The organism is Pseudomonas sp. G5(2012) (assembly GCF_000408945.1).
Taxonomy (GTDB): Bacteria; Pseudomonadota; Gammaproteobacteria; order Pseudomonadales; family Pseudomonadaceae; genus Aquipseudomonas; species Aquipseudomonas umsongensis.
In genome coordinates this window covers 71,369-96,489 of the sequence record NZ_APIO01000008.1, presented here as the reverse complement: position 1 = coordinate 96,489, position 25,121 = coordinate 71,369, and the positions used below count along the sequence as shown (strand labels likewise).

The following is a 25,121-nucleotide window of genomic DNA, read 5'->3' as shown; positions in this document are numbered from 1 at the left end:
GAGCATGCTCGCGAAGAACCGGAGAGCGCCACGGAATATCAGGCCCCAGCCTTATCGTTAACGCCCACCGTCGAAACGCCGCCCGGAGCATGCTCGCGCCTACACACTTAAAGAAAATGACACGAAAGCGATCACTCCGTTTTGGTATGGTGCAGCTCGTTTTTTTAGCGGCCCGTTTTCAAACCAGGGATCGGTGTTTTTTTTCCAAAGAGTTGCCACAGAAATGCCTCAGCCGATTCCGATCAAAGACCACGAAAAAGAGACGCGACTGGTCAACAAGCGACTGATGGCCTGCGCCTTGTTAGTCGGCGCCATTACCTGTGCTCTGGTGGTGCGCCTGTACGTCCTGCAGGTGGTGGAATTCGAGTATCACTCCACGATTTCCGAAAACAACCGTGTGCATGTGCTGCCGATCACGCCTACCCGTGGCTTGATCTATGACCGCAATGGCGTGGTCCTGGCGGACAACCGACCCAGCTACAACCTGACCATCACTCGCGAACGCGCCTCCGATGTCAACCAAGAGCTGGACGAAGTGGTCAACCTGCTGCACCTGCCGGCTGAAGACCGCACGCTGTTCGACAAGGCGATGAAACAGGCGCGGCACCCGTTTGTGCCGGTAACCTTGTTCTATGAACTGAGCGAGGAGCAGATCGCGGTGTTGGCGGTCAATGAGTTCCGCTTGCCGGGCATCGATGTCGAGCCGCAGTTTGTGCGCCATTATCCGTTGGGCGAACACTTCGCGCATTCAGTCGGCTATGTCGGACGGATCAACGAGAAAGAATCCAAGGTGCTGGATACGGTCGAGTATCGAGGCACCCAATCCATCGGCAAGACCGGGATCGAAAAATTCTACGAGTCGCAACTGCACGGTCATGTCGGTTACGAGGAAGTTGAAACCAATGCCCAGGGCCGCGTGTTGCGCGTACTCAAGCACACGGACCCGGTGCCCGGTGAAAACATCGTCCTGAGCCTGGACGTCAAGCTGCAGGAGGCCGCCGAGCACGCCTTGGGCGATCGTCGTGGCTCGGTGGTCGCGCTTGATCCGTCGACCGGTGAAGTGCTGGCCATGGTCAGCAACCCGAGTTTCGATCCCAACCTGTTCGTCACCGGCATCAGCTCCAGGGAATATTCGACGCTACGCGATTCCATTGACCGACCGCTGTTCAACCGCGTGCTGCGCGGGCTCTACGCGCCGGGCTCGACCATCAAGCCCGAAGTCGCGATTGCCGGGCTCGACGCCGGCATCGTCACGCCGCAGACCCGAGTCTTCGATCCGGGGTATTACCAACTCCCGGACTTCGATCACAAGTACCGCAACTGGAACCACAGCGGCGACGGTTGGGTGGACATGGACGCGGCGATCATGCGTTCCAACGACACCTACTTCTACGACCTCGCGCACAAGCTGGGCATCGATCGGCTGCATGACTACATGGCCATGTTCGGCCTCGGGGAAAAGGTCTCGCTGGACATGTTCGAAGAGTCTCCCGGCTTGATGCCGTCCCAGGCCTGGAAGCGCGCCACGCGTCGTCAGCCATGGTTCCCTGGTGAAACCGTGATCCTTGGCATCGGCCAAGGCTACATGCAGGTCACGCCGCTGCAACTGGCCCAGGCCACGGCGCTGATCGCCAACAAAGGCGTGTGGAACCGTCCGCACCTGGCCAGGACCGTGGACGGTGTCGCGCCCGTAGACGAGCATCCGATGCCGAACATCCTGCTCAAGGACCCGCGCGACTGGGAGCAGGTCAACCACGGCATGCAGATGGTCATGCACGATGCCCGCGGGATCGCCCGCGCGTCGGCAGCGGGGGCGCAATACCGTATTGCCGGCAAGAGTGGTACCGCGCAAGTGGTGGCGATCAAGCAGGGCGAGCGTTATAACCGCGAGAAAACCCGCGAGCGCAACCGCGACAATGCCCTGTTCGTCGGTTTCGCCCCGGCCGAACATCCGCAAATCGTGATTTCGGTGATGATCGAAAACGGCGAGGCCGGCGGTCGTGTCGCCGGCCCTGTTGTGCGGCAGATCATGGACGCCTGGCTACTTGATCAGGACGGTCATCTCAAGCCGCAATACGCAGTGCCGAGCAAGGTACCGGGCGATCCTCACGTCTGAATCCTGCGTTCGGCATGGATGATCCCATGCCACCATGCCTTCAAGATCGATCCTTTGTCAGGCCCTGTGTCGCGTTCTCTAATGTCGGAAAGCTGAGTGATCCAGGTCACGCTCCTCTGTAGGAGCGAGCCTGCTCGCGATGGACTTCCAGACAACGCGCACATCCAGGCAGGGCGCGGTATCGTTCACGTCCATCGCGAGCAAGCTTGCTCCTGCAATGGATTGCGTCCAGACCTGTAATCAGGTCGGCTGTCTTACGGCCGGCTCACTGGTGCAGGATGAACGTCGCCAGGCTGTGCAGATTCTCCGGGCTTAACTGCGCAAAAGGTGGCATCGGGATATCCCCCCATTTGCCGCTACCGCCGTGCGCAATGCTGGACGTAACCTTGGCTAGTGCCTGCGGGTCGTTGGCGTATTTGGCAGCCACATCTTTATAAGCCGGGCCGACGACCTTGTGATCGATCGCATGGCAGGACAGGCACGCGTTGTTCTGCAGCAAGGCCGTGGCGTCGACTTTTGCCACAGGGGCTGGCGTGGGTTGGCCCGCCGACGGATTCGAGGCGGCTTGCACATCGGCATCGCTCGCCTTTGCACTGCCGTACGTGGCCGCCAGGTAGGCGCCGATAATGGTCACGTCCTGATCGCTGATCGGCGCACCGTACACGTGTTGCATCTTGCCCGCTTCTGCCGTCCACTGCGCCAGGCTCATGCCCGGAGGCTGGAAGCTGATGTAATCGGCAGAATGGCAGGTGGAGCATTTCTGCTGGGCCAATGGGTAGCCGGGCAGCGCACTGGGTTTGAACGCAGCCGTTTCGGGCGGCAAGGTGATCGACAGTGGCGCTGCGCTGGCCATGCCAGCCAGGAAAATTTGCGCCGCGCACAGCCAGCGGGTCATGAATTTCATGGATTTCATGCAGCTCTCCTCAAGCGACGGTCACGTGGCTGGTTTCGATGACGTGGCGGCGGTAACCGGCAGGGTTCCAGTCGGCTTGCAGCGGTTGCGTCTCGCCCGCGCTGTTGCTGGCTCGTACCATCAACTGCGTGGCGCCCTTGCTGGTGAAGGTGATTGCCAGCGTCCACTCGCGGAAAGAGAAACGGCCAAGGTCCTGCCCGAGGGTGGCTTCACGCCAGACTTTTCCGCCGTCGATGGATATTTCCACCTTGTTGACCCCGGCACCGCCATCGAACGCAATGCCCTTGAGCACCACGCTTTTATTCAACGGCAACACATCGCCCTGCTTAACGCTGGTGATGAAGCTGCGCACCGGTAGCTTGGAGATCGGCCGGGTTTGCGTCGGCGTGGTGCCGGGGGCGATGCAGAAACAATCGTTATCCGGGACTCGATAACCTTTAGCCATGAAGAAGCCGTCGTAAACATGGTCGAGCACTTCGATCTCGCTCAGGTGCTTGACCCAGTACGTGCCGAAATAGCCGGGCACTACCAAACGTATCGGGTAACCGTTGAGGAAGGGCAGGTCGGTGCCGTTCATCGACCAGGCGATCATGGGTTCACCGTCCATGGCATGGCTGATGTCCAGTGCCTTGATGAATTCCGGCGTGCTTGGCAACACAGGCTTGTCGAGGCCGCGGAACGTCACTTGCCTGGCATCGTTTTTCACTCCGGCCTTTTTCAATACGGCCTTGAGCGGCACCCCTATCCAGCGTGCATTGCCCATCGAACCATTGCCCAACTGAGCACCAAATACGCGCGGCATCGAGAAACCTCGGCTGTTCCCCGAGCACTGATTGACGGCCACCACTTCTACCGGCTGCGCCAGAGCCTTGAGCTCTGCCAGGGACAGTGACAGCGGAGTGTCGACCGCACCCTTGACGGTCAGACGGTACGTATCCGGATCGATGCTGGTGGGGAAATTGGCCAGGTGATAACGCACGAAAAACGCGTCATTGGGCGTGATCGGCCCTTCGTTGAAGACTGCGAAAGGCGTCTCCAGGTGCGGTGGGCGAGTGGTCACCAGGGTCAACGGCCGTTTTTGCGGGTATTGCACCAGCGGCCGTGGACCCGCCGCGAAGGTCACTTCTTCGGCGGTTTCGCCGGTTGCCCTGGCGAAGCTGGCCAAGGGCGAGGCGGCCAAAGCCAGGGTGACAGCATCGCGTAGTACGCGTCGGCGGGTGAGCTTGCTGTTATCGAGAAAACTGAATTTCATTCTGCGCTCTCTTTGATTGTTTTTCTGAGATGCAACCGACAACCCCCGTCAGGGCTCAGAGGTATCGGGCTAGACGTGTCGCGTCACTGTTCGATGAGCAAACCAGTATCGTCACGCGCAGGTTGTCTGCTTCTCATTGGGCGTCAGGGAGTTAGCAATCGATGACAGTTTGGCAGCGCTGAGTCTTTCGGTGTCTGCTCCATGGCTATCGCGGGCAAGCCCGCTCCCACAGTGACCGAGTTGAGTCATAAACTTGGGAGCGACGCGAGCCTGTGGGAGTTGGATTGCCAGCGAAGAACGATGCCCCGGTCCACCTGCCGGAACACAAGTGCCCTACGGCACTTGCCATCGCCCTTACGTTAACGTAAAGATTGCTCCAGGGCGCCGACGTATGAAGGCGCAAGGGCGGACGACCCGGAGCGCTTGATGACGCTAATAAAAACAAACTCCCCCAAACTTCACCGCGAAGCCCGGCTGGCCCGGGAAAAACTGCATCTGGAAGGCGAAGTCCCGAACGGCGTCCTGCGCGCGGAAATCGATGCTTCCTGGCGGCGCAGCCTCAGCCATGGCGTGCATTTCAATGCCAAGCATGAGCTGGCGCTGGAATCGAGTGCCAGCGTCGACGTATTGCTGGCGAGCAATCGCCTGTTGATCGATGCAGCGTTACCGGCGATCGATTACCTGGCCGAACGCCAAGGCAAGGAAGGGCTGATCATCCTCGCCAACTCCGACGCCACCATCCTTGCCGTCGAAGGTCGCGCCGACCGCCTCAAGGGCAGTGGCCTGCAAGACATCACCCTCGGCGCCTGCTGGAGCGAAGCCGCGCGTGGCACCAACGCCCTGGGCACGGCACTGGTCGAAGCCCGACCAACCCTGATCGATTGCGGCGAACATTACCTGGATCGCCTCAGTGACTTTTCCTGCACGTCGGTGCCGATCCATTGCCCCCAGGGCGACATCCTCGGCGTCCTCGACCTGACCCGCGAAGGCCCGCTGGGCCGCGCCCATGACAGCACCGCGCTGCTGGCCATGGCCGTCAGCCAGATCGAGAGCCGCGTCTTCAACGCAAGCTATCCGGACGAAATCGTCCTGGCGTTCCACAGTCGCCGGCAGTACCTCGAGTCGCCATGGCAGGGCCTGCTGGCGGTAAGCCTGGGTGGGCAGATCCTTGCGGTCAGCGCACAGGCCTGTCAGTTGTTGCATGCCGAACGTTCAGTGCTGGTCGGTCGGCGCTGCGAAGAGTTTCTTGGCGTCGATGGCCTGCAATTGCTGGCACGTCTGCACCAGGGCGGCGTCGGCAGCCTGCAGACCGCCAAAGGCGAATTCTTCTACAAAACCCTGCGCGCGCCGCAACGTTCGATCAACGTCGGTAACCCGCCACGCAGCGTCGCCAAAACCGCCAAGGCGCAACCGGACCTGGAATCCCTGGCCGGCAGCAATGCCCGCTATGCCCGTGCCCTGCGCATGGCCCGACAAGGCCTGGCCAACCAGTTGCCGGTATTGCTCCTGGGGGAAACCGGCACCGGCAAGGAAGTCATTGCCCGCGCCCTGCACATGGCCGGTAGCCGCTGCGACAAACCCTTCGTCGCGGTCAACTGCGCGGCGATCCCCGAAGGCCTGATCGAGTCGGAACTGTTCGGCTACCGCGAGGGCGCGTTCACCGGATCGCGCCGCGGCGGCATGGTCGGACGACTGCAACAGGCTCACGGCGGCACCTTGTTCCTCGATGAAATCGGCGACATGCCGCTGGCCTTGCAGGCCCGCCTGCTGCGCGTACTGCAGGACCGCAAGGTCGCGCCACTGGGCGCCGGCGAAGAGCAGGACATCGACGTCGCGCTGATCTGCGCGACCCACCGCGACCTCAAGCGCCTGGTGCAGGACAAGCACTTTCGCGAGGACCTGTTCTACCGGGTCAACGGCATCAGCGTGATGCTCCCGGCGCTGCGCGAGCGCGAGGATTTCAGCGCGCTGGTCGGCCGACTGCTGGCCAGGCTCGATGCGCCGAACGTAGTCCTGCACGACGACTTGAACCGCTTGCTCGAGGGTTATCACTGGCCGGGCAACATCCGCCAGCTGGAGATGGTCCTGCGTACCGCGCTGGCCATGCGCGAACCGGGGGAGACCGTGCTCACCCTCGATCACTTGCCGGACAGCATGCTCGACGACCTCAACGCCGGCGAACGACCCCAGGCCGGCAGTATCCGGGAAAACCAACTGGAGATGATCCGCCAGTCCCTGGACAGCCACCAGGGCAACGTCTCGGCCGCTGCCGACGCCCTGGGCATCAGCCGCGCGACTTTGTATCGCAAGCTCAAGCAGCTGCGCCCGTGATGCAGCGCCTGATCGTGCGGCTGATCGACAGCCAGAACCCCGAGGCCCTGCAAGCCGCATTACGCTGGCTATACAGCTTTGTGCGCCCGCACCGTCTGGCGATTGCCGGGCTGCTGGGGCTGTCGGTTTGTGCCTCGGCGTTGGTGCTGGTGCAGCCGTGGCTGACCAAGTTGCTGATCGACGATGGCCTGCTGGCGCGCAATTTCCCGATGCTGGTGTTGATCGCCGGGTTGATGATCGTCGCGGGATTGCTGGGTACGGCGTTGTCGGGGATCAATCGTTACCTGCACACGCGCTTGTCCGGGCGCATGCTGTTCGCCCTGCGCGATGACCTGTATCGGCATTTGCAGACCCTGTCACCGAGCTTCTACGGCCAGCGGCGCATCGGTGACCTGATGTCGCGTCTCGATGGCGACGTGGCGGAGATCCAGCGCTTTGCCGTGGATTCATTATTCTCGGCGGTGTCCAGCGTGATCGGCCTGGTGGTGGCCGTGGCCATGCTGCTGACGCTGTCGTGGAAACTGTCGCTGCTGGCGCTGGTGCTGATTCCCCTCGACGTGCTGTGGCTGCGCTGGATGCGGCGCAAGGTCGAGCGCGATGTGCGGCAGTTGCGTGAGCGCTCGGCGGACATGTCCTCGTTCATGGTCGAGACGCTGCCGGTGATGAAGTTCATCCAGTCTGCCGGCCAGCAACAGCGCGAGGCGCGACGACTGGAGAGCCTGGGCCAGGGCTACATGAGCCAGTTGCTGCGCCTGCAGGTCACCGAGTTTTTCACCCAGGCCGTGCCGGGCACGCTGACCTCGCTGTCGCGCGCCTGTGCGTTCCTGATTGGCGGGTATTGGGTCGTGCAGGGCACTTGGCAATTGGGCGCATTGATCGCGTTTTCCACTTACCTGGGCATGGCCGTCGGGCCGGTCCAGAGTCTGCTGGGGCTTTATGTGGCGATTCAGCGCATGACCGTCAGCCTCGGGCGGGTGATGGAGTTGCGCGGCGAGGGAGCCACCGTACTCACCCCCGAAACACCGAAAACGATGCCGGGTTCTGGCGAGCTGCGCTTCGATGACGTGCACTTCAGTCATCCCGGTCGCCCGACCACCCTGCGAGGCATTGAGGCGCGGATTCCCTACGGTTTGAAAGTCGCCCTGAGCGGCGGCTCCGGGGTTGGCAAATCGACCCTGATCGATCTGCTGCAACGCCACCACGACCCGCAGTCCGGGCGGGTGCTGCTGGGGGACGTGGATGTGCGCGAACTCGACCTGTTCGAGTTGCGCCGGCGCATTGCCGTGGTCAGCCAGGACATCGTGCTGTTTCGCGGCAGCCTGGCCGACAACCTGGCCTACGCCGTGCCCGACGCCAGCCGTGAAGCGATCGCCGACGTTGCGCGGCTGGCGCAACTCGACAGCCTGATCGCAACCTTGCCCGAAGGCCTCGACAGTCCGTTGGGGGAGCGCGGCCAGCAGTTGTCCGGCGGGCAGAAACAACGCATCGCCATTGCCCGCGCCCTGTTGCAGGACCCACTGATCCTGGTGCTCGACGAGGCCACCTCGGCGGTGGACGAAGCCACCGAGCGCGAAGTGATCGAAGCCATCGACCGCCTTTTTGCCGGGCGCACGCGCATCCTGATCAGCCATCGTCCTTCGACCCTGGCCGATGCCGATTTGCGCTTTGAATTGCACGACGGCGTACTGGTGTCGAAAACGCTGTTGCATGAGGCCTGAGCCTTATGAATCCTGAGCTGCGCATTGGTGTGGTGGACAGCGGTCACTCGACCGCGCAACGGGTGCAGGTCGTCGCCGGGCGGCGTTTTTCCCTGATGGAAGACGGGCTGAGCGAAAGCGACTTGCGTGATGATCCGTTGGGCCATGGCAGCGCTGTGATCGAAGCCATCGGCCGGCGTGCACCCTCGGCACTGTTTTGCGTGGCGCAAGTATTCGACCGACGCGGGGTGACCAGCGCCTTGCAGATCGCCACGGCCATCGACTGGCTGGTGGCGCAGGACGTGCGCTTGATCAATCTGAGCCTGGGTTTGCGCCAGGATCGCAACCTGTTGCGGGCTGCTTGCGCATTGGCGGTGGGCCAGGGCGTATTGCTGTGCGCGTCCAGCCCGGCCCAGGGTGAAGGGGTGTTTCCGGCGAATTATCCACAGGTGCTGCGGGTGACCGGCGATGCGCGCTGCGCCGAACTCGAATGGTCATGGCTCGACAGTGCCCAGGCGGATTTCGGCGCGTGCGTGCACGGTACTTATCCGGGGCAGTCCGGCGCCAGTCTCGGTTGCGCGGCGTTGAGCGGGCACATTGCGGCATTCCTGGTGGCGAATCCCGACGCCAGCAATGAACAGGTCGTCGAATATCTGCGCCACAACGCCCGTTACCGTGGCCCTGAACGGCGTATCGGGCCATGACCGCGATCGTCATCCTGGGCGCCGGGCCCGCGGGCGCGGCAGTAGCACTGGGGCTGCGACGACTGGGGTATGCCGTTACGCTGGTCAGCGAATGGCGGCGTTTTTCCGCCCTTGAAGGTGTTTCCCAGCGGGTGCTGGAGGCGTTGCGCGGCGCCGGACTGCAACAGGCGCTGGCGCAGGCGACGTTGCCCTCTCAACGGCAGGTGAACTGGAACGGCCAGCAGCACGCGCAGAACGTCGAGTTCCTGCTCGACCGTCCGACCTTTGACTGCGGCCTGCGCGAAGCCTTGCGCCTGGCCGGTGTTGAGCTGATCGAGGGTCGGGTGTTAGCGGTCCAGGCAGTCGCCAGTGGTCATCGAATCGAGATTGACGGTGGCCAGGCAGTGATTGCGGACTTTCTGGTGGAAGCCCGTGGCCGCCAGGCGCCCGCCCTGGGCAAAGGCTTGCGTGGGCCGGAGACGGTCAGCCTGCTCAATCGCTGGCAGGGCACGCCGGGCAACACCGCCAGCGCCGTGGAAAGCCTTGAGGATGGCTGGGCATGGATGGCGCGGCGGGCCGACGGCCAGTGTTATTGGCAATGGACGGTGGATGTGGCCAGCGCCGCTCTGCCGGGCAAGGCACAACTGCTCGAGTACTGTCGACAGCGGCGCCAGGCATCGTCGCTCGCCCAGGCGTTTTTCGCTGCCGACCCCGAGGTTGATTTGCAGTTGCATGCCCGCAGCAGCACGGCGATTCTCAGCCCGCAGGTGTGCGGCGACAATTGGATTCGGGTCGGTGATGCGGCGATGGCGGTCGACCCGTTGTCGGGCAACGGCATCTTCCAATCCCTGTCCTCTGCGTTGCAGGCGCCGACGGTGATCAACACCTTGTTGCGCAAACCCGAACGAGCGGCGCTGGCCCGGCGTTTTCATCAACAGCGGGTGGAGCAGCTGTTTCTCCGGTTTGCGCGGATAGGTCGGGATTTTTATGCCGATGAACAGCGTTGGGTCGATCAGCCGTTCTGGCAGGCGCGGCGGCACTGGCCGGATGCCGAGGTGGCCCATGCCGAGGCGGATTTCAATGCACTGCGGATCGAGCGGGCGCCGGTGCTGCGTAACGGGTTTGTCGATGAGGCCGAGGTGGTGATCACGGCGGATCAACCGTTGGGGATCTGGCATGTGCAGGGGGTGGAGTTGGCGCCGTTGGTGCGGCAGTTGCGGACCGAGCCTGCCGAACAAGCGCTGGCTGGATTGACTGTAGAGCAGGGGAGGATGGTCAGGAGTTGGTTGTTGGCTCAGGGTTTCAAACCAGCGCACTGATCGTTCCCACGCTCTGCGTGGGAATGCCGCCAGGGACGCTCCGCGTTCCGCTTCTGGAGGTGACGCAGAGCGTCACAGGATGCATTCCTTTGCTGCGCGTGGGAACGATCAGTGGGTCAGAGCTTGATCAACACCGACTTCAACTCGGTGTAATGCTCGATCGCCGCATACCCCATCTCTCGCCCCACCCCCGACATCTTGTAGCCACCAAAGGGCAGCGCCGGGTCCAGGGCGCTGTGGCAGTTGACCCACACTGAACCGGACTTGATCCGTGGGATCATCCGGTGCACCGCCGCCAGGTCATTGGACCAGATGCTCGCGCCCAATCCATAAGGGCTGTCATTGGCCATGCGCAGGGCATCGGCTTCGTCATCGAAGGGAATTGCCACCAACACCGGGCCGAAGATTTCCTCCTGCACCAGCGAATGCTTTTGATCGACGTCGACGATCACCGTCGGCTTGACGAAAAAGCCCGGCCCGAACTGCTCGCCACCGCAGGCGATGGTCGCGCCGCTTTCACGGCCCTTTTCTATGTAGCCGTAGACCCGCGCCTGTTGCCGTGCCGAGATCAACGGCCCCATTTCCACGCTCGGGTCCAGGCCGTTACCCAGTTTCATGGCGTTGGCGATATCGCTGATGTCCGCCACCACATTGTCAAAATGCTTGCGCTGCACATACAGACGCGAGCCTGCGCAGCAGACCTGGCCCTGGTTGAAGAAGATCGCGCTGGCGGCACCGGCTGCGGCGGTTTTCAGGTCGGCATCGGCCATCACGATCGTTGGCGACTTGCCGCCCAGCTCCAGGGTCACCCGGGTCATGGAATCCATGGCGATCTTGCCGATCTGCTTGCCCACGGCGGTGGAGCCGGTGAAGGTCAGCTTGTCCACCAACGGGTTGTGAGTCAGCGCGGAGCCTGCGGTGATGCCGGTGCCGGTGACCACGTTGAACACGCCCTCGGGGTAACCCGCCTCGAGCACAAGCTCGGCGAGCTTCAGCGCGGTGAGCGGGGTTTCGTCGGCGGGTTTGAGCACCACGGTGCAGCCGGTGGCCAGGGCCGGGCCGAGTTTCCAGCAGGCCAGCAACAGCGGGAAGTTCCAGGCGACGATGGCGCCGACCACGCCCACCGCTTCGCGGCGGATGAAACTGTGGAACTGGTCGTTGGGCATCAGCGGCGCCGACACGTCGACCGTGGAGCCTTCGATCTTGGTCGCCCAACCGGCCATGTAGCGCAGGAAATCGATGGCCAACTGCACGTCCATCACTTGCGCCACCGCCGCGCTTTTGCCGTTGTTCAGGCATTCCAGCTGCGCCAGGAGCTCGGCATCGCGCTGCATCAGGTCGGCCAGTTTCCACAACAGATTCTGCCTCTCCCGTGGGCGAGTGCGGGTCCAGGCCGAATCATCGAACGCCTGGCGGGCGGCGAGGACGGCGCGGTCGACGTCTTCCGGTGTGGCCCGTGGCACCACACACAGCACTTCGCCGGTGGCGGGGTTGTGCAGTGGCATGGTCTGGCCGTCGGCGGCCTCGACCCAGTCGCCACCGATGAGCATGCGCGGGGCGCGCTGGATAAATGCCGAAGTGGCGGGAAGCAGGTTGGGAAGCGACATGATGAAACCTCGTCTTGTTCGTGTGGCGAGGTCTTTCGCAATGGCTGTGCCAGTTGTGTTTATTTGGGTGAAACATCGATTTGGTGGGGCTTGCGGGTTATTGACCAATGAAAAGGAGGTGAGCTGACGTCGCAAATTGCGACGCAGTGAGACATGCGAAGATCAAAAGATCGCAGCCTGCGGCAGCTCCTACAGGTGTATGCCGATTCCCGTGTAGGAGCTGCCGCAGGCTGCGATCTTTTGATCTTGATCCTATGCTTGTCTCAGAGTGCAACAGATGTCGCGATATTAGACGCGGGACGTCAGGTTTAGCAGTCGTCAATCACCCTGTATTTAACCTAAGCAATTGATAAAAAACACGATTCACAAGCTGGCACGCTCCGTGTATTGCTCATCGCAGACGTTTCTCCTGCCACCGTCAGCGGCTTGCCGCCGGCGGCAGAAACCCAAAAAACGATAAGCCACAAAAATAAGAAAGCACCGTGCGAGGTTCGACGTTGATGAAGAGAAAACTCCGTTCAGGCATGAGCGCCAGTCTGCTGGCCATCGCAGCTTGCGTGGCCCTGCATTCGCCTCACAGCCTGGCAGCCCGCGACGCCCAGACCATCCTCAAGGAAACCTGTCAGGGCTGTCATACCCCCGAAGCCGATAACGCCCTGAGCCGCATCAGCCACCAGCGCAAGACGCCGGAAGGCTGGCTGATGAGCATTGCGCGCATGCAGACCATGCACGGTTTGCAGATCAGCGATGAAGATCGTCGCACCCTGGTCAAGTACCTGGCCGACACCCAAGGCCTGGCTCCGAGCGAGACCGACGGCGTGCGTTATGCCTTGGAGCGTCGGCTCAACACGGTCGAGCAGTTCGACGACCAGACCAGCCAGATGTGCGGCCGCTGCCACTCCGGTGCGCGGGTGGCCCTGCAACGGCGTCCGGCCCAGGAGTGGGAACGCCTGGTGAACTTCCACCTTGGCCAATGGCCGTCCCTGGAGTACCAGGCACTGTCGCGCGACCGCGACTGGTTCGACCTGGCGCGCAAAGAGATGGTGCCGCTGCTGGCCAAGCGTTATCCGCTGGACAACCCGGCCTGGAAAAAATGGCAAAGCGCCGCGCCAAAAGCCGAAGCCCTGGTGGGTGACTGGAGCTTCAGCGGTCACTTGCCGGGCAAAGGCGAACTGGCCGGCGTGATGGGCGTGACCGCCGATGGCAGTGATACCTTCAAGGTCAGCGTCAAAGGCCAATACGCCGACGGCACGCCGTTCAACGGTGACGGCAGCGCGATTCTCTATACCGGCTACGAATGGCGCGGCAACGTCAGTATCGATGGCGTGACCATGCGCCAGGTGTTCGCCGTCCAGGGCAACGCCATGCAGGGCCGGATGTTCGAGGCCGAGCACGACGAGCGCGGCCTGGATTTCGTCGCGGCCAAGCAGGGTTCCCAGCGTTTGCTGGCGGTGCAGCCGGGCTATGTGAAGGCCGGCAGCGAAAGCGAAGTCACCCTGATCGGCAGCGGCCTGGACGGCAAGCCGAACTTCGGCAAAGGCGTGGAAGTGCTCGAAGTCATCGAGCAGAGCCCGCAGCGGATCAAGGTCAAGCTCAAGGCCGCCGCCAATGCGCAACCGGGGCTGCGCGCGGTCACCGTTGGTACGCTCATGGGCCCGAGCCTGTCGGTCTACAGCAAGATCGACCAGGTCAAGGTGGTGCCCGAGTTCTCAGTGGCGCGGATCGGCGACGGCGGTGGTTCGACGCCGAAAGTCCAGGGCCGTTTCGACGCCGAAGCCTGGGGCAAGGGCGCCGATGGCAAGCCGTATCGCATCGGCGTATTCCCGGCGCAGTGGAAGGTCGAAGCCTTCGACGACCGCGCCAGGGAAGACGAAGACGTCAAGTTCGCCGGCACCATGCAGGCCGACACCGGTGTGTTCACCCCGGGCGATGCCGGGCCGAACCCGGCCCGCAAGATGTCCACCAACAATGCCGGCAACCTCAAGGTGATCGCCGCCGTCGACGACGCAGGGACCTCCCTGACCGGCGAAGGCCACATGATCGTGACCGTGCAACGCTGGAACAATCCACCCATTCCATGAGTGGTGCTGATCGACAGCGATTCAGACACTTTTCGGAATGACCGCACGCCCCGCCACGCGGGGTCTGCACAGGAGGTTTGCAATGGGCGCTATCTTGAATCTGGTCGAACGCAACCTGCACGAAGTGCAGGTCGATGCCGACCGCATGCTGTTTCACATCCCCAGCAGTTCGCTGTTCGCCAGCGATGAACTGACGGGCACCATCATCGATACCCTGCGCGGTCCGGGTTGTACTTCGGACGACCTGATCCAGCGTCTTGCCGCGCGTTTCAATGGCGAGGAGATCACCGAGACCCTGCGTGAGCTGATGGCCCTGGAACTGGTCAGCGACGGCTCGCCACTGACGCCGGACATCGCCACCAAACGGGTCGAGCGCACGGCGATCAATACCGTGGTACTCAACGTCAACACCGGCTGCAACCTGAGCTGCACCTACTGCTACAAGGAAGACCTCGACAAGCCGTCGGCCGGCAAGAAAATGGACGTCGAGACCGCCATCGCCTCGGTGGAAATGCTGCTGCGCGAATCGCCGGATGAAGAGCGTTTCACGGTGGTTTTCTTTGGCGGCGAGCCATTGAGCAATCGCAAGCTGATCGAGTACATGGTCGATTACTGTGAAAAGCGTTTTCGCGAAGCCGGCAAGTTCGTCGAGTTCGTCATGACCACCAACGCCACGCTGCTCACCGAAGAGACCGTGGACTATCTCAATGCCCACCGCTTTGGCTTGTCAGTGAGCATCGACGGGCCGAAAACCGTGCACGACCGCAACCGCATCACCGTGGGCGGGCAGGGCACCTACGACGTGGTGCGGCGCAAGGCCGAGATGCTGCTGTCGCGCTATAACAGCCGTCCGGTGGGCGCGCGGGTGACCTTGACCACCGGTGTTACCGACGTCGAAACCATCTGGGATCACCTGTTCAACGAACTGGGGTTTTCTGAAGTCGGGTTTGCCCCGGTGACGTCGGGCGATATCAGCAGCTTCAACCTCACCAGCGACGAGCTGATCGAAGTCTTCGCCAGCATGAAACGCCTCGGTCGACGTTATCTGGAAGCGGCACTGGAGCACCGCAACATCGGTTTCTCCAACCTGCACCAGCTGATCACCGACATCCACGAAGGCCACAAGAAAGCCCTGCCATGCGGCGCGGGCCTGAAGATGCTGGCGGTGGATCACAAGGGCGAACTGAACCTGTGCCACCGTTTTACCGGTTCGAGCCTGCCAACCTTCGGCAACGTGCACAGCGGTGTGAAACAGGTGGAACTGAACGACTTCCTGTCCCAGCGCCTGGACCGCACCAACACCGGCTGCGAAGACTGCCAGATCCGCAACCTGTGCTCCGGCGGCTGCTACCACGAGAGCTACGCCCGCTACGGCGATCCGACGCACCCGACCTATCACTACTGCGAACTGATGCGTGACTGGGTCGACTTCGGCATCGAGGTCTACACCCGGATCATGGCCAATAACCCTGCGTTCATCAGCAGCTACATCACTCCGCGCAAGGCTCACTGATATGAAACATCTCAAGGCAATCAATAACAAAGCGTTGAAGCTGGATCAGGCCGCGGATGAAAACCGCATTGAAGAAGTGGTGGCGATGAGCTCCGTGGCGGGCTGTGCGTCGACCACCGACCCGGGCTGGGAAATCGATGCGTTTGGCGGTGTGTCGTCGCTCTGCCAGCCGATGGAAGCCGACCTGTATGGCTGTTCCGACCCGTGCTGGTGGCCGGCCCAGGTGCCGGACATGATGAGCACCTACCCGGACTGGAACAAGGATGCCCAGGCGTCCAACGAAAACTGGCGCAACCTCGGCACTGTCTTCCCGAAAGACAAGTGATCAGATAATAAGAAGGATTCCAGCATGCACAGCATCAACGCCTGCGGCCTGGCCGCTTTCGCCCTCCTGAGCACCTGCGCGCTCAGTGTCCTGGCCGATGAAAACACCGCATTGCAAGACGGTCACGAGTACATGGTGACCACCAACTACCCGAACAACCTGCACCTGATCGACCTGGCCACCGACACCTTGTACAAGACCTGCAAGATGCCGGACGCCTTCGGTCCCGGCACCGTGCAGCTGTCGCCTGATCGCAAGACCGCCTATGTGCTGAACAATCACTATGCGGATGTCTATGGCGTCGAGCTGGACAGCTGCAAGCAGGTGTTCCACGCCAGCATCACCCAGAAACCCGGGGAGAAAGCCAAATCTATGTTTGCCTTCACCGTCAGCCATGACGGCAAGGAGCTGTACACCATCGCCAACCCGACGCTGATGATGAACGATCGCTACGAAGTGCAGCAGCCCCGGCTCGACGTGTACAAGACTGACGCCGGCATGGACGCCAAGCCTGTGCGCAGTTTCCCTGCGCCGCGCCAGCTCACCATCATGCAGAGCGGTGACGACGGCACGCTGTACGTCGCCGGGGCGGATGTCTACAAGGTCAATGTGCAAACCGGCAAGTTCGACGTGTTGATCCCCAGCCGTCACTGGAAACGCCCGAACTACAGTGCGCCCGACGTGCTCTACGTGTGGAACCAGCAAACCTACCGGCATGATTTCTCGCTGCTCTACACCGCGGCGAAATTCAAGGACAAGAAGCAGGACCCGGCCACCGCCGAATACCTGTACGGCCTGTTCAGTGTCGACCTGAAGACCGGCAAGACCGAAACCACCGACTTCGGGCCCCTGACGGAAATCTACTTCAGCGGCATGCGTTCACCGAAGGATCCGAACCTGATGTTTGGCGTGCTCAACCGCTTGGCCAAGTACGACATCAAGGAAAAGAAGATGCTCCAGGCGGCGACGCTTGATCACTCCTACTACTGCATTTCCTTCAACAAGGAAGGCAGCAAGATCTATCTGGCCGGGACGTTCAACGATGTGGCGATCTTCGATGCCGACAGCTTGAAGCAGGTGGGCAAGATCAAGTTGCCGGGTGGGGATATGGCGATCACCACGGCGCAGATTTTTGTGCGGTAATTGCCGACGCCTTCGCGAGCAGGCTCGCTCCCACAGTTGACCGAGTTCTTTCAGTAGGAACGCGATCAAAATGTGGGAGCGAGCCTGCTCGCGAAGAGGCCTTCAGCTTCACCATAAGTTCAAACCCCCGGCACCGGACACCCCAAATCCCCCTCCTGGCACTTCAGGTAAGTCTTGAACGTCTCCACCCGCGCCTTGGTCGATTCGGTCACGCAATTGCTGTAGATCAGCGGATAAACACTCCCACCCTCCACCCCGGAAGCCGAAAACTTGCACTCGGCATCGCGAAACGCAATCCACGAACGTTGTGCGCCCACCAGCAGCTTCTTGCTGTCGGGGTTACCCTTCAAACGTGTGGTGATCTGCTGGTAAAGCGCATTCAACTCCTTGTCAGCCGAGGCATGCTGCTGCGCTGCACACTGGTTCATCGTGGCCTGGTCGCTGGCGTTATCGCAGTCCAGGGCCTGGGCCAGGGGAGTGAACAGCAAAGGTGTGAGTGCCAGAAGAAAGCGTGAGTACATGCAGGAGGCTCGCTGTGACAGGGGAATTTGCGCCAGTGTAGCGATGCAAAGACGACGATTTCGACAACTGACAGCGGATGGATACAACTTTCGGGCTGGACTTGTGGTCTTAGAGGCCTACTGTTGTTCATTACAGGAGGTGACGTATGAAACCAGTACCCAATAGTTTTGAACGCAAAATCATGCTCAAGTCGCCCCGCGCCCATGTATGGCGTGCCTTGGTCGATGCCGAGGCGTTCGGTCAATGGTTTGGCGTTGCGCTCGAAGGCAGGCGGTTCATCGCCGGCGAGTGGACGCAGGGGCAGGTTACGTATCCCGGTTATGAACATGTGTTGTGGAACGTGCTGGTCGAGCGGGTCGAGCCCCAGCAATTGTTTTCCTTTCGCTGGCACCCCTACGCGGTCAATCCCAGGATCGACTACTCCCAGGAGCCCACCACGCTGGTCAAATTCGAACTGCAGGATTATGAAGACGGCACCTTGCTCAAGGTGTCCGAATCAGGTTTCGCTCACATTCCCGACGTACGCCAGAAGGAGGCGTATTACATGGACAGCCGTGGCTGGGAAGAGCAATTGAGCCGACTCGAACAATTCCTCTCCGAAAACGCCAAGGCCCGCGAGCGTGGGAGTGAGTGATGGCAGTACAGCTATAGCGAATGTCTTACACGCGGTTACAACTATGTCGTCTGTTACATATTGGATCCGATGCGTATTCTAGCCCCATCCACTGAGGTACAGGGAGTGCTCTCAGGATCATGGATGATCGGCCATTGGCAAGGAATGCTGACGACAGGGAGTTGTAATGGTCTTGGAAGAACCCGCTTCGGCGGGTTTTTTTATGGGCGTCAGAAAAACCTGGCTGCTCGAACCGCAGTTCTCGCAGTCAGGATTTCCTTGTCAGCCGAGTTTCGCCGCCGCCCGCTCGGTGATTTGCGCTCGCAGTTTCAATGACCCGGCGGCCCGTTGGCGAGCTTGCGCCAGTACGCGCGCGGGCGCCGTTTGCGGGCTACCCGCCTGGAATGGCGGCGCAGGGGCATATTCCAGCTGCAGTTGCACCAGCTCGGCGGTGTCCTGATCGAACAGCTCTGCCGCCAGGGTCAGGGCAAAATCAATGCCTGCGGTTATTCCCCCGCCGGTCAGCAGATTACCGTCGCGCACCACCCGATCCGCCACCGCAATCGCTCCCAGTGGCGCCAGCAACTCGTGATACGCCCAGTGGGTGGTGGCGCGCTTGCCCTTGAGCAGCCCCGCCGCACCGAGCACCAGCGCCCCGGTGCAAACCGACGTCACATACCGTGCGTTGGCGGCCTGGGCCTTGATGAACGCCAGGGTTGGCTCATCCTCCATCAACGGCCCGACCCCGCTGCCACCGGGTACGCAAATCACATCCAGCGCCGGGCAGTCGTCAAAGGTAACGGTCGGTTTGAGCATCAGTCCGGTGCTGGCGGTGATGGGCATCAGGTCCTTCCAGATCAGATGCACCTTCACATCCGGTAGAGACGCCAGAACGTCGTACGGGCCGGTAAGGTCGAGTTGCTGCACCTGTGGAAACAACAGAAAACCGATCTGCAAGGTCATGGTGTATTTCTCCTGAAGTGGGTGGACGCCTTTACTGTAGGGGGCTAGGATTTGGCGTATCCGCCAATCACCCCACGAATTACGCCAGCATGTCGAAAACCGTTCATGTGCTCGCCTTCGCCAATGTGCAAGTGCTTGATGTCACCGGGCCGTTGCAGGTGTTCGCGTCCGCCAATGACATCGCCCGCCAGCAAGGCTCACCGCCCCCTTATGCGCCGACGGTGATAACCGGTGGCGGCGGGGCGGTAATGTCGTCGGCGGGCCTGGCGTTGCTGGCCGAGCCTTTACCCGAGCAGGGCAGCGACACCTTGATCATCGCCGGCGGCTGGGGCGTCTATGCGGCGGCACAAGACCCTTCACTGGTCAGTTGGGTACGCGAACACGCGGCAAAGTGCCGGCGAGTGGCATCGGTGTGCACCGGGGCGTTTTTGCTGGCGGCCAGCGGCTGGCTCGATGGCCGGCGCGTGGTCACCCACTGGACCCGTTGCGAACAGTTGGCGCAACAACACCCACGCCTGCAGGTCGAGCCCAATCCGATCTTTATCAATGACGGCCCGGTCTGGACCTCTGCCGGCGTCACCGCCGGTATCGACCTGGCGTTGGCGATGGTCGAAGCCGACCTTGGCCGGACCATGGCCTTGGACGTCGCCCGGCAATTGGTGGTGTTCCTGAAACGCCCTGGCGGCCAATCGCAATTCAGCGTGACCTTGTCTTTGCAGAAAGAAGGCAATCGTTTCGACGAACTTCATGCCTGGATCAGCGAAAACCTCAGCAAGGACCTGGGCATTCCAACCCTGGCCAACCAGGCCGGCATGAGCGAACGCAGCTTCGTGCGCCACTACCGCGCCGACACCGGCCAAACCCCGGCCCGGGCCATCGAACAGATCCGCGTCGAAACCGCACGACGCCTGCTCAGCGATACCGGCGTGCCCATCAAGCGGGTGGCCGTGCAATGCGGATTCGGCAGCGAAGAAACCCTGCGCCGCAGTTTTCTGCGGGCCATCGGGGTGACTCCGCAGGCTTATCGCGAGCGGTTTTCGGTCAGTGCCGCAGCAGATCCAGTAGTGCCTTGAGTGTCAGCTTGATCACTCATTCGTTTCCGCTATCTGGTTGAAATACTTGGTCCGATCCGGTGTAAACATCACGACCATTTTCGTGCGTGAACAGGTCAGCACGCGCTCTTCGCCCAGATCCACATCCAGATCTTCCCCGCGCAAGCCCTGCCATTGGGCGAGGTATTTGAGGGAGCCGTATTTCTCCAGCTTCTTCAGGCTGCGATTGACGCCACCTTTCCAGCCCAGCACTGGCAGTTCGCCGGCCAGGCATTGCTGGGCGACGTCGGGGAAGCGGGCAGCGCGCTGGCGGCCGACTTCCCAGCATTTGATCAGGCCCTTGTCGTGGGCTTCCCACAGTTCGTTTCGGTTCAGGCCGGTTCGAAGGGGGAGGTCGATGCTGCGGTGGATGCGTTGGGACATTCTTTTTCCTTGAATTCGGGTTTTGTTGGACAGCTCCGCTGTGCCCGTTGATTGGGGATGTTAGGTGGGGTTGTAGCGCCTGGCAACAAGGTATTTCCGGGTGTTTTGTTTAAAAAATGTCGGACGCCGGCCTACACAAAACCGTTGCCGGACGTCGGATCTGTAGGAGCCAGGCTTGCCGGCGAAAGCAATTTCAAGGACGCCTTTACCGGCATGTCTGGCTCCTACAGGTAGTATTCAAGGCTGCCAAAAACCCTTCTCGCCGCTGAGCTTGCGATCCAGAAAACACGCCGCGCTGATCAACGCCAGGTGCGTCAGGGCCTGTGGCGTGTTGCCCATGTGCCGTCCCCGGCTGTCGAATTCTTCGGCGTACAGTCCCAGCGGGTTGGCGTAGCGCAACAGTTGCTCGAACTCCAGATGGGCCTTTTCCACGTGGCCGGCCCGGGCCAGGCATTCGACGTACCAGAATGAACAGGCGGCGAATGCGCCTTCGGTGCCGGGCAGGCCGTCGATGTGTTGATCGTCATTGTGGTAGCGGTAGACCATGCCGTCGCGCACCAGGTTTTTCTCGATGGCCTCAAGGGTCGCGAGCCAGCGCGGGTCCTTGGCGCTGACGAAACGCACCAGCGGCATCAGCAGCATCGCGCCGTCGAGACCGGTGCCGCCGATGTGCTGCACGAAGTGCCCGCGTTCGTCGTTCCAGAAGTTTTGCCAGATGTCTGTGTAGATATCCTGGCGTGTCTGGTCCCAGCGGGCGAATGGCGCGGGCAACGAGCGTTTCGAGGCGAGACGGATCGCCCGGTCCAAGGCGACCCAGCACATCAGTCGCGAGTGCAGGAAGTGGTGCTGTTCGCCGCGCATTTCCCAGATGCCGACGTCCTCCTGCTGCCAGGTTTCGCACACTTGATCGACGACTTCCACGGTGTGCTTCCAGCCTTCGTGGGAAATGGCTTCGCCGTATTTGTTGACCAGGTACACCGCGTCCAGCAGTTCGCCGAAGATATCCAGCTGGACCTGCGCATACGCCAGGTTGCCGATGCGCACGGGAGTGGCGCCGCCGTGGCCGGACAGGTGCGAGAGTTCGATTTCCGGCAGTTCCTGTCGGCCGTCGATGCCATACAGGATATTGAGTTTCATCGGTTTGCCGCGACAGTCGCTGACCCGCCCGCGCAACCAGCGCATATAGGCGTTGGCCTCTTCGGTGAAGCCCAGGCGCATGAAGGCATAGACGGTGAAGGATGCGTCGCGGATCCAGGTGTAGCGGTAATCCCAGTTGCGTTCTCCGCCGAGGGTTTCAGGTAGGCCAAAGGTCGCCGCGGCGAGGATCGCGCCGTGTTTGCGCGAGGTCAAAAGCTTCATCGCCAGGGCCGAGCGGTTGACCATTTCCCGCCAGCGGCCGCGGTAGTTGGAGAGGCCGATCCAGTCGCGCCAGAACTTCAGCGTGCGTTCCAGGCATAGCGTTGTCGCCCCTTCCTTGAAGCGCGGATCGTCAACGGCACCCAGCAGGAACTCCGCGGTCTGGTCCTGCTTGAGGGTGAAATCGGCGACGGCTGCCTGCCCGTCAATGCGCAATGGCTGATCCGCCGCCAGGCGCAGGGACGGCTGGTCGGTGGCTTCGAAGATTACGTCCTGTTGATCCAGGCGGGCGAGGGTGTGGGCTCGCGCGTAGTCGTGGCGCACGGCGCAGTGCAGGTGAAACGTCGCTTGGCCGCTGACCACCCGAACCCGACGCATCAGCAGTGGCAGGTTGTCTTCGGTGTCGCCGATCGGCAACAGGTCGGTGATTTCCACTACGGCTTGATCACTGAGCCAGCGGGTTTGCAGCACGTTGGTATCGGGCAGGTAGATTTGCTCGCGGCGAGCATCCGGCAAGTCCGGGGACAGCTGGAAAATACCGGCCTCGGGCGTGTCCAGCAGCGAACAGAAAATAGACGGGCTGTCGAATTCCGGCCAGCAGAAAAAATCCACGCTGCCCTTGTCATTGACCAGCGCGGCGCTGCGCATGTCGCCGATGATGCCGTGGGCGTCGATGGGGCTTTGTCGTTCGGGGTGATGGTCGGGCATTGGCGCGGGGCTCCGGGTTACATCGAGGACCTTAATAGCTGACTGGTTTGAGCGGTGGAGAGTTCATTAGTCTGGAGCAGTGAGGTGGCTTTGCCGGCCCCTTCGCGAGCAAGCCCGCTCCCACAATGGACGGTGTGCACAGGTCAAATGTGGGAGCGAGTCTGCTCGCGAAGGGGGCTTCACATTCAACCAACAATTCGGCCCTTTCCCAGCTACCAGCCTTGTGGCAACTTGCAGGCCCTAATCGAGGCTGGCCCCCATGGCAAACCCCTACCGCGAACTGTTCAATGCCCCCGGCGCCCGAGCTTTCGTGCTGGCCGGGATGATCGCGCGCATGCCGATTTCCATGACCGGCATCGGCCTGATCACCATGCTGTCGCAGTTGCAGGGCGGCTATGGCCTGGCCGGGGCGGTGGCGGCGACCTTTGCCCTGGCCACGGCATTTTGTGCGCCGCAGGTGTCGCGGCTGGTGGATCGGTTCGGCCAGCGCCGGATCCTGCCGGTATCGGCGCTGATCGGGGGCGGCGCATTGTTGCTGGTATTGCTCTGCACCCGTTTGCAGGCGCCGAACTGGACGTTGTTTGTGTTCGCCGCGATCGCCGGCTGCATGCCGAGCATGTCGGCGATGGTCCGGGCGCGTTGGACCGAGTTGTATCGCGGCCAGCCGCAACTGCAAACGGCCTATGCCCTGGAGTCGGTGCTGGACGAAGTCTGCTTTATCGTCGGGCCACCGCTGTCGGTGGGGTTATGCGTGGTGGCGTTCCCCGAGGCCGGGCCGTTGGCGGCCTTGCTGATGCTGGCGATCGGGGTTACGGCTTTCGTGTTGCAACGCAGCACCGAGCCGCCAGTGCATGCCCATGAGGAACACCATAAAGGCTCGATCATTCGCTCCCGCGAGATTCAGTGGTTGATGCTACTGATGGTCGCCATGGGCATTATCGTTGGGGTGGTGGATGTGGTCAGCGTGGCCTTTGCCCAACAGCAGGGCCAGCCGGCCGCGGCGAGTATCGTGCTGTCGGTGTATGCGATCGGTTCGTGCCTGGCCGGATTGGCGTTCGGCGCGTTACGTTCGACAGTGCCGCTGCCGCGCCTGTTTCTTTATTGCGGCGTTGCGACGGCGGTAACGACATTGCCGTTGCTGCTGGCGGTGAACATTCTCGGGTTGTCCCTGGCGGTGTTTGTCGCCGGGCTGTTTTTTGCGCCGACCCTGATTGTCGCCATGGCCCTGGTGGAGCAGATCGTGCCGCCGGCCAAACTCACTGAAGGCCTGACCTGGCTGGTGACCGGGTTGAGCATCGGCGTGGCGATCGGTGCGGCGGGGTCGGGGTGGATGGTGGATGCGTTCGGGGCGCGCAGCGGATTTTGGCTGGCGATTGCGGCGGGGGTTGTCGTCCTCGGTTCCGCGATTGTAGGAGCGAGCATGCTCGCGATGGACCTCAACGAAAACGCTGGCTAACTGACACCCCGGGGTGCTTGCTCCTCCGTCGCGAGCATGCTCGCTCCTACAGGGGGGCATCCGACTAATTCCCCGGGGCGCTCGTCCGTTTTCTTACAGACAACTTTCGAGGAAAGCCCGGTGACCCCGCTGACATTGCTGTGCCTGCCCTATTCGGGCGCGAGCGCCATGGTCTATAGCCGCTGGCGGCGCAAGCTGCCGGAGTGGATCAAGTTGCAACCGGTGGAGCTGCCGGGGCGGGGGGCGCGCTTCGGCGAACCCTTGCATACCGACATGCGCCCTCTGGCGCTGCAACTGGCGCAGGAACAAAAAGCCATGCTCAAGGCGCCATATGCCTTGTTCGGCCATAGCCTCGGCGCGTTGCTTGCGTGTGAAATGGCCCATGCATTTCGCTCGCTCGGCTGCCCGGAACCGGTTGCGCTGTTTGCCTCGGGCACGGCTGCGCCGACCCTGCGTGCCGATTACGACCGTGGCTTTGCCGAGCCCAAGACCGATGCCGAATTGATCGAGCAACTGCGCACACTCAACGGTACCCGCGAAGAAGTGCTGGCCAACCAGGAGCTGATGAGCCTGACACTGCCGATCCTGCGCGCCGACTTCCAATTGTGCGGGCGCTACGAGCCGCTGCAACGGCCGTTGCTCAACTGCCCGGTGCACGTACTCGGTGGTAAGGCCGACCGCGCCACCAGCGAGCAGTTGATCGGCTGGCGCAACGAAACCCACGGCAGCTTTTCCGTGGACATGCTCGCGGGTGGGCATTTCTTTATCCATGAGCATGAAGCCAAGGTGCTCAAGGTGATCAAGGATCAGCTCGAGGTTCATCATCGGCGGCATGCCATGGCCGCCGTGGGTTAACCCCATCTCAAACTTCACCCCATTCCCTGTGGGAGCGAGCCTGCTCGCGAAAGCGATGGGTCAGCCAACATCAATGTTGAATGATCGAACGCATTCGCGAGCAGGCTCGCTCCCACAATGTTTTTCCTTCCTGATAGTTGTTCTCATTCGCTAATTTTTCCGCTTTGCATTCGTTTCATAGGGACGACGTGCC

Annotated in this window: 20 protein-coding genes; 13 read left to right on the top strand and 7 right to left on the bottom strand. The window is 61.8% G+C overall.

Translation table 11 applies throughout. The features are described from left to right. The first annotated feature begins 223 nt into the window (after nucleotides 1-223). The gene (gene mrdA / locus PG5_RS03610) at nucleotides 224-2,116 is read left to right on the top strand and encodes a penicillin-binding protein 2 (protein ID WP_020795728.1); all 1,893 of its coding nucleotides are present in this window, start codon (nucleotides 224-226) and stop codon (nucleotides 2,114-2,116) included. Between the two features lie 265 nt (nucleotides 2,117-2,381). On the opposite strand, the gene PG5_RS03605 is transcribed toward mrdA, so the two are convergent. Next, nucleotides 2,382-3,029 (bottom strand): c-type cytochrome, encoded by a 648-nt coding sequence (locus tag PG5_RS03605; protein ID WP_020795726.1) that lies wholly within the window; start codon nucleotides 3,027-3,029, stop codon nucleotides 2,382-2,384. Between the two features lie 10 nt (nucleotides 3,030-3,039). Continuing rightward, a complete protein-coding gene (locus tag PG5_RS03600) occupies nucleotides 3,040-4,281 on the bottom strand; it encodes a molybdopterin-dependent oxidoreductase (protein WP_020795725.1) in 1,242 nt (413 codons plus the stop codon). A 426-nt stretch (nucleotides 4,282-4,707) separates the two neighbouring features. Here PG5_RS03600 and PG5_RS03595 point away from each other — a divergent pair, with 426 nt between their 5' ends. From PG5_RS03595 to PG5_RS03580, 4 genes are read left to right on the top strand one after another with little or no spacing between them, the layout of a single operon-like run. Continuing rightward, nucleotides 4,708-6,612 (top strand): sigma-54-dependent Fis family transcriptional regulator, encoded by a 1,905-nt coding sequence (locus PG5_RS03595; protein ID WP_020795724.1) that lies wholly within the window; start codon nucleotides 4,708-4,710, stop codon nucleotides 6,610-6,612. Further along, nucleotides 6,612-8,330 carry an ABC transporter ATP-binding protein gene (locus PG5_RS03590; protein ID WP_020795723.1) on the top strand — a complete coding sequence of 573 codons (1,719 nt, stop codon included), beginning with the start codon at nucleotides 6,612-6,614 and terminating at the stop codon, nucleotides 8,328-8,330. Before PG5_RS03595 ends, PG5_RS03590 begins: the two co-directional genes overlap by 1 nt. A gap of 5 nt (nucleotides 8,331-8,335) precedes the next feature. After that, entirely contained in the window at nucleotides 8,336-9,013 is a 678-nt protein-coding gene (locus tag PG5_RS03585; protein ID WP_020795722.1) for a S8 family serine peptidase, read from the top strand. After that, nucleotides 9,010-10,311, top strand: a complete 1,302-nt coding sequence (locus PG5_RS03580; RefSeq protein WP_020795721.1) for a tryptophan 7-halogenase — start codon at nucleotides 9,010-9,012, stop codon at nucleotides 10,309-10,311. The genes PG5_RS03585 and PG5_RS03580 overlap by 4 nt, the downstream gene beginning before the upstream one ends. 116 nt (nucleotides 10,312-10,427) lie before the next feature. Here PG5_RS03580 and PG5_RS03575 read toward each other — a convergent pair whose 3' ends face one another. Continuing rightward, nucleotides 10,428-11,918 (bottom strand): aldehyde dehydrogenase, encoded by a 1,491-nt coding sequence (locus PG5_RS03575; protein ID WP_020795720.1) that lies wholly within the window; start codon nucleotides 11,916-11,918, stop codon nucleotides 10,428-10,430. A 500-nt stretch (nucleotides 11,919-12,418) separates the two neighbouring features. Here PG5_RS03575 and peaA point away from each other — a divergent pair, with 500 nt between their 5' ends. From peaA to peaD, 4 genes are all read left to right on the top strand, one after another. Beyond that, a complete protein-coding gene (peaA, locus tag PG5_RS03570; protein WP_042955229.1) occupies nucleotides 12,419-13,999 on the top strand; it encodes a quinohemoprotein amine dehydrogenase subunit alpha in 1,581 nt (526 codons plus the stop codon). 82 nt (nucleotides 14,000-14,081) lie between these two features. Beyond that, entirely contained in the window at nucleotides 14,082-15,512 is a 1,431-nt protein-coding gene (gene peaB, locus PG5_RS03565; protein WP_020795718.1) for a quinohemoprotein amine dehydrogenase maturation protein, read from the top strand. Between the two features lies 1 nt (nucleotide 15,513). Beyond that, a complete protein-coding gene (gene qhpC / locus PG5_RS03560; protein WP_007971075.1) occupies nucleotides 15,514-15,837 on the top strand; it encodes a quinohemoprotein amine dehydrogenase subunit gamma in 324 nt (107 codons plus the stop codon). Between the two features lie 24 nt (nucleotides 15,838-15,861). Then, on the top strand, nucleotides 15,862-16,980 hold the full coding sequence (peaD, locus tag PG5_RS03555) for a quinohemoprotein amine dehydrogenase subunit beta (RefSeq protein ID WP_020795717.1): 1,119 nt from the start codon (nucleotides 15,862-15,864) through the stop codon (nucleotides 16,978-16,980). Nucleotides 16,981-17,099: 119 nt separating this feature from the next. On the opposite strand, the gene PG5_RS03550 is transcribed toward peaD, so the two are convergent. Next, entirely contained in the window at nucleotides 17,100-17,501 is a 402-nt protein-coding gene (locus PG5_RS03550) for a lysozyme inhibitor LprI family protein (RefSeq protein WP_020795716.1), read from the bottom strand. A 146-nt stretch (nucleotides 17,502-17,647) separates the two neighbouring features. On the opposite strand from PG5_RS03550, the gene PG5_RS03545 reads away from it, so the two are divergent. After that, the gene (locus PG5_RS03545; RefSeq protein ID WP_020795715.1) at nucleotides 17,648-18,136 is read left to right on the top strand and encodes an SRPBCC family protein; all 489 of its coding nucleotides are present in this window, start codon (nucleotides 17,648-17,650) and stop codon (nucleotides 18,134-18,136) included. A 261-nt stretch (nucleotides 18,137-18,397) separates the two neighbouring features. On the opposite strand, the gene inhA is transcribed toward PG5_RS03545, so the two are convergent. Beyond that, nucleotides 18,398-19,078 (bottom strand): isonitrile hydratase, encoded by a 681-nt coding sequence (inhA, locus tag PG5_RS03540; RefSeq protein ID WP_020795714.1) that lies wholly within the window; start codon nucleotides 19,076-19,078, stop codon nucleotides 18,398-18,400. A gap of 89 nt (nucleotides 19,079-19,167) precedes the next feature. On the opposite strand from inhA, the gene PG5_RS03535 reads away from it, so the two are divergent. Continuing rightward, the gene (locus PG5_RS03535) at nucleotides 19,168-20,151 is read left to right on the top strand and encodes a GlxA family transcriptional regulator (protein WP_033042973.1); all 984 of its coding nucleotides are present in this window, start codon (nucleotides 19,168-19,170) and stop codon (nucleotides 20,149-20,151) included. A 12-nt stretch (nucleotides 20,152-20,163) separates the two neighbouring features. Here PG5_RS03535 and PG5_RS03530 read toward each other — a convergent pair whose 3' ends face one another. Together PG5_RS03530 and PG5_RS03525 are read right to left on the bottom strand one after the other, a co-directional pair. Beyond that, nucleotides 20,164-20,553 (bottom strand): hypothetical protein, encoded by a 390-nt coding sequence (locus PG5_RS03530; protein ID WP_020795711.1) that lies wholly within the window; start codon nucleotides 20,551-20,553, stop codon nucleotides 20,164-20,166. A gap of 237 nt (nucleotides 20,554-20,790) precedes the next feature. After that, nucleotides 20,791-22,617: a glycoside hydrolase family 15 protein gene (locus PG5_RS03525; protein ID WP_020795709.1), complete on the bottom strand. Its 1,827-nt coding sequence runs from the start codon at nucleotides 22,615-22,617 to the stop codon at nucleotides 20,791-20,793. A 259-nt stretch (nucleotides 22,618-22,876) separates the two neighbouring features. On the opposite strand from PG5_RS03525, the gene PG5_RS03520 reads away from it, so the two are divergent. Together PG5_RS03520 and PG5_RS03515 are read left to right on the top strand one after the other, a co-directional pair. Continuing rightward, a complete protein-coding gene (locus PG5_RS03520) occupies nucleotides 22,877-24,073 on the top strand; it encodes an MFS transporter (protein WP_020795708.1) in 1,197 nt (398 codons plus the stop codon). Between the two features lie 120 nt (nucleotides 24,074-24,193). After that, nucleotides 24,194-24,928, top strand: coding sequence for a thioesterase II family protein (locus tag PG5_RS03515; protein ID WP_020795707.1), 735 nt, complete (start codon nucleotides 24,194-24,196; stop codon nucleotides 24,926-24,928). Nucleotides 24,929-25,121 lie beyond the last annotated feature (193 nt).

What these genes read in the sequence shown, in the direction of transcription:
- mrdA (WP_020795728.1), top strand. Translation starts at nt 224, where the DNA reads ATGCCTCAGCCGATTCCGATCAAAGACCACGAAAAAGAGACGCGACTG.
- PG5_RS03605 (WP_020795726.1), bottom strand. Translation starts at nt 3,029, where the DNA reads ATGAAATCCATGAAATTCATGACCCGCTGGCTGTGCGCGGCGCAAATT.
- PG5_RS03600 (WP_020795725.1), bottom strand. Translation starts at nt 4,281, where the DNA reads ATGAAATTCAGTTTTCTCGATAACAGCAAGCTCACCCGCCGACGCGTA.
- PG5_RS03595 (WP_020795724.1), top strand. Translation starts at nt 4,708, where the DNA reads ATGACGCTAATAAAAACAAACTCCCCCAAACTTCACCGCGAAGCCCGG.
- PG5_RS03590 (WP_020795723.1), top strand. Translation starts at nt 6,612, where the DNA reads ATGCAGCGCCTGATCGTGCGGCTGATCGACAGCCAGAACCCCGAGGCC.
- PG5_RS03585 (WP_020795722.1), top strand. Translation starts at nt 8,336, where the DNA reads ATGAATCCTGAGCTGCGCATTGGTGTGGTGGACAGCGGTCACTCGACC.
- PG5_RS03580 (WP_020795721.1), top strand. Translation starts at nt 9,010, where the DNA reads ATGACCGCGATCGTCATCCTGGGCGCCGGGCCCGCGGGCGCGGCAGTA.
- PG5_RS03575 (WP_020795720.1), bottom strand. Translation starts at nt 11,918, where the DNA reads ATGTCGCTTCCCAACCTGCTTCCCGCCACTTCGGCATTTATCCAGCGC.
- peaA (WP_042955229.1), top strand. Translation starts at nt 12,419, where the DNA reads ATGAAGAGAAAACTCCGTTCAGGCATGAGCGCCAGTCTGCTGGCCATC.
- peaB (WP_020795718.1), top strand. Translation starts at nt 14,082, where the DNA reads ATGGGCGCTATCTTGAATCTGGTCGAACGCAACCTGCACGAAGTGCAG.
- qhpC (WP_007971075.1), top strand. Translation starts at nt 15,514, where the DNA reads ATGAAACATCTCAAGGCAATCAATAACAAAGCGTTGAAGCTGGATCAG.
- peaD (WP_020795717.1), top strand. Translation starts at nt 15,862, where the DNA reads ATGCACAGCATCAACGCCTGCGGCCTGGCCGCTTTCGCCCTCCTGAGC.
- PG5_RS03550 (WP_020795716.1), bottom strand. Translation starts at nt 17,501, where the DNA reads ATGTACTCACGCTTTCTTCTGGCACTCACACCTTTGCTGTTCACTCCC.
- PG5_RS03545 (WP_020795715.1), top strand. Translation starts at nt 17,648, where the DNA reads ATGAAACCAGTACCCAATAGTTTTGAACGCAAAATCATGCTCAAGTCG.
- inhA (WP_020795714.1), bottom strand. Translation starts at nt 19,078, where the DNA reads ATGACCTTGCAGATCGGTTTTCTGTTGTTTCCACAGGTGCAGCAACTC.
- PG5_RS03535 (WP_033042973.1), top strand. Translation starts at nt 19,168, where the DNA reads ATGTCGAAAACCGTTCATGTGCTCGCCTTCGCCAATGTGCAAGTGCTT.
- PG5_RS03530 (WP_020795711.1), bottom strand. Translation starts at nt 20,553, where the DNA reads ATGTCCCAACGCATCCACCGCAGCATCGACCTCCCCCTTCGAACCGGC.
- PG5_RS03525 (WP_020795709.1), bottom strand. Translation starts at nt 22,617, where the DNA reads ATGCCCGACCATCACCCCGAACGACAAAGCCCCATCGACGCCCACGGC.
- PG5_RS03520 (WP_020795708.1), top strand. Translation starts at nt 22,877, where the DNA reads ATGGCAAACCCCTACCGCGAACTGTTCAATGCCCCCGGCGCCCGAGCT.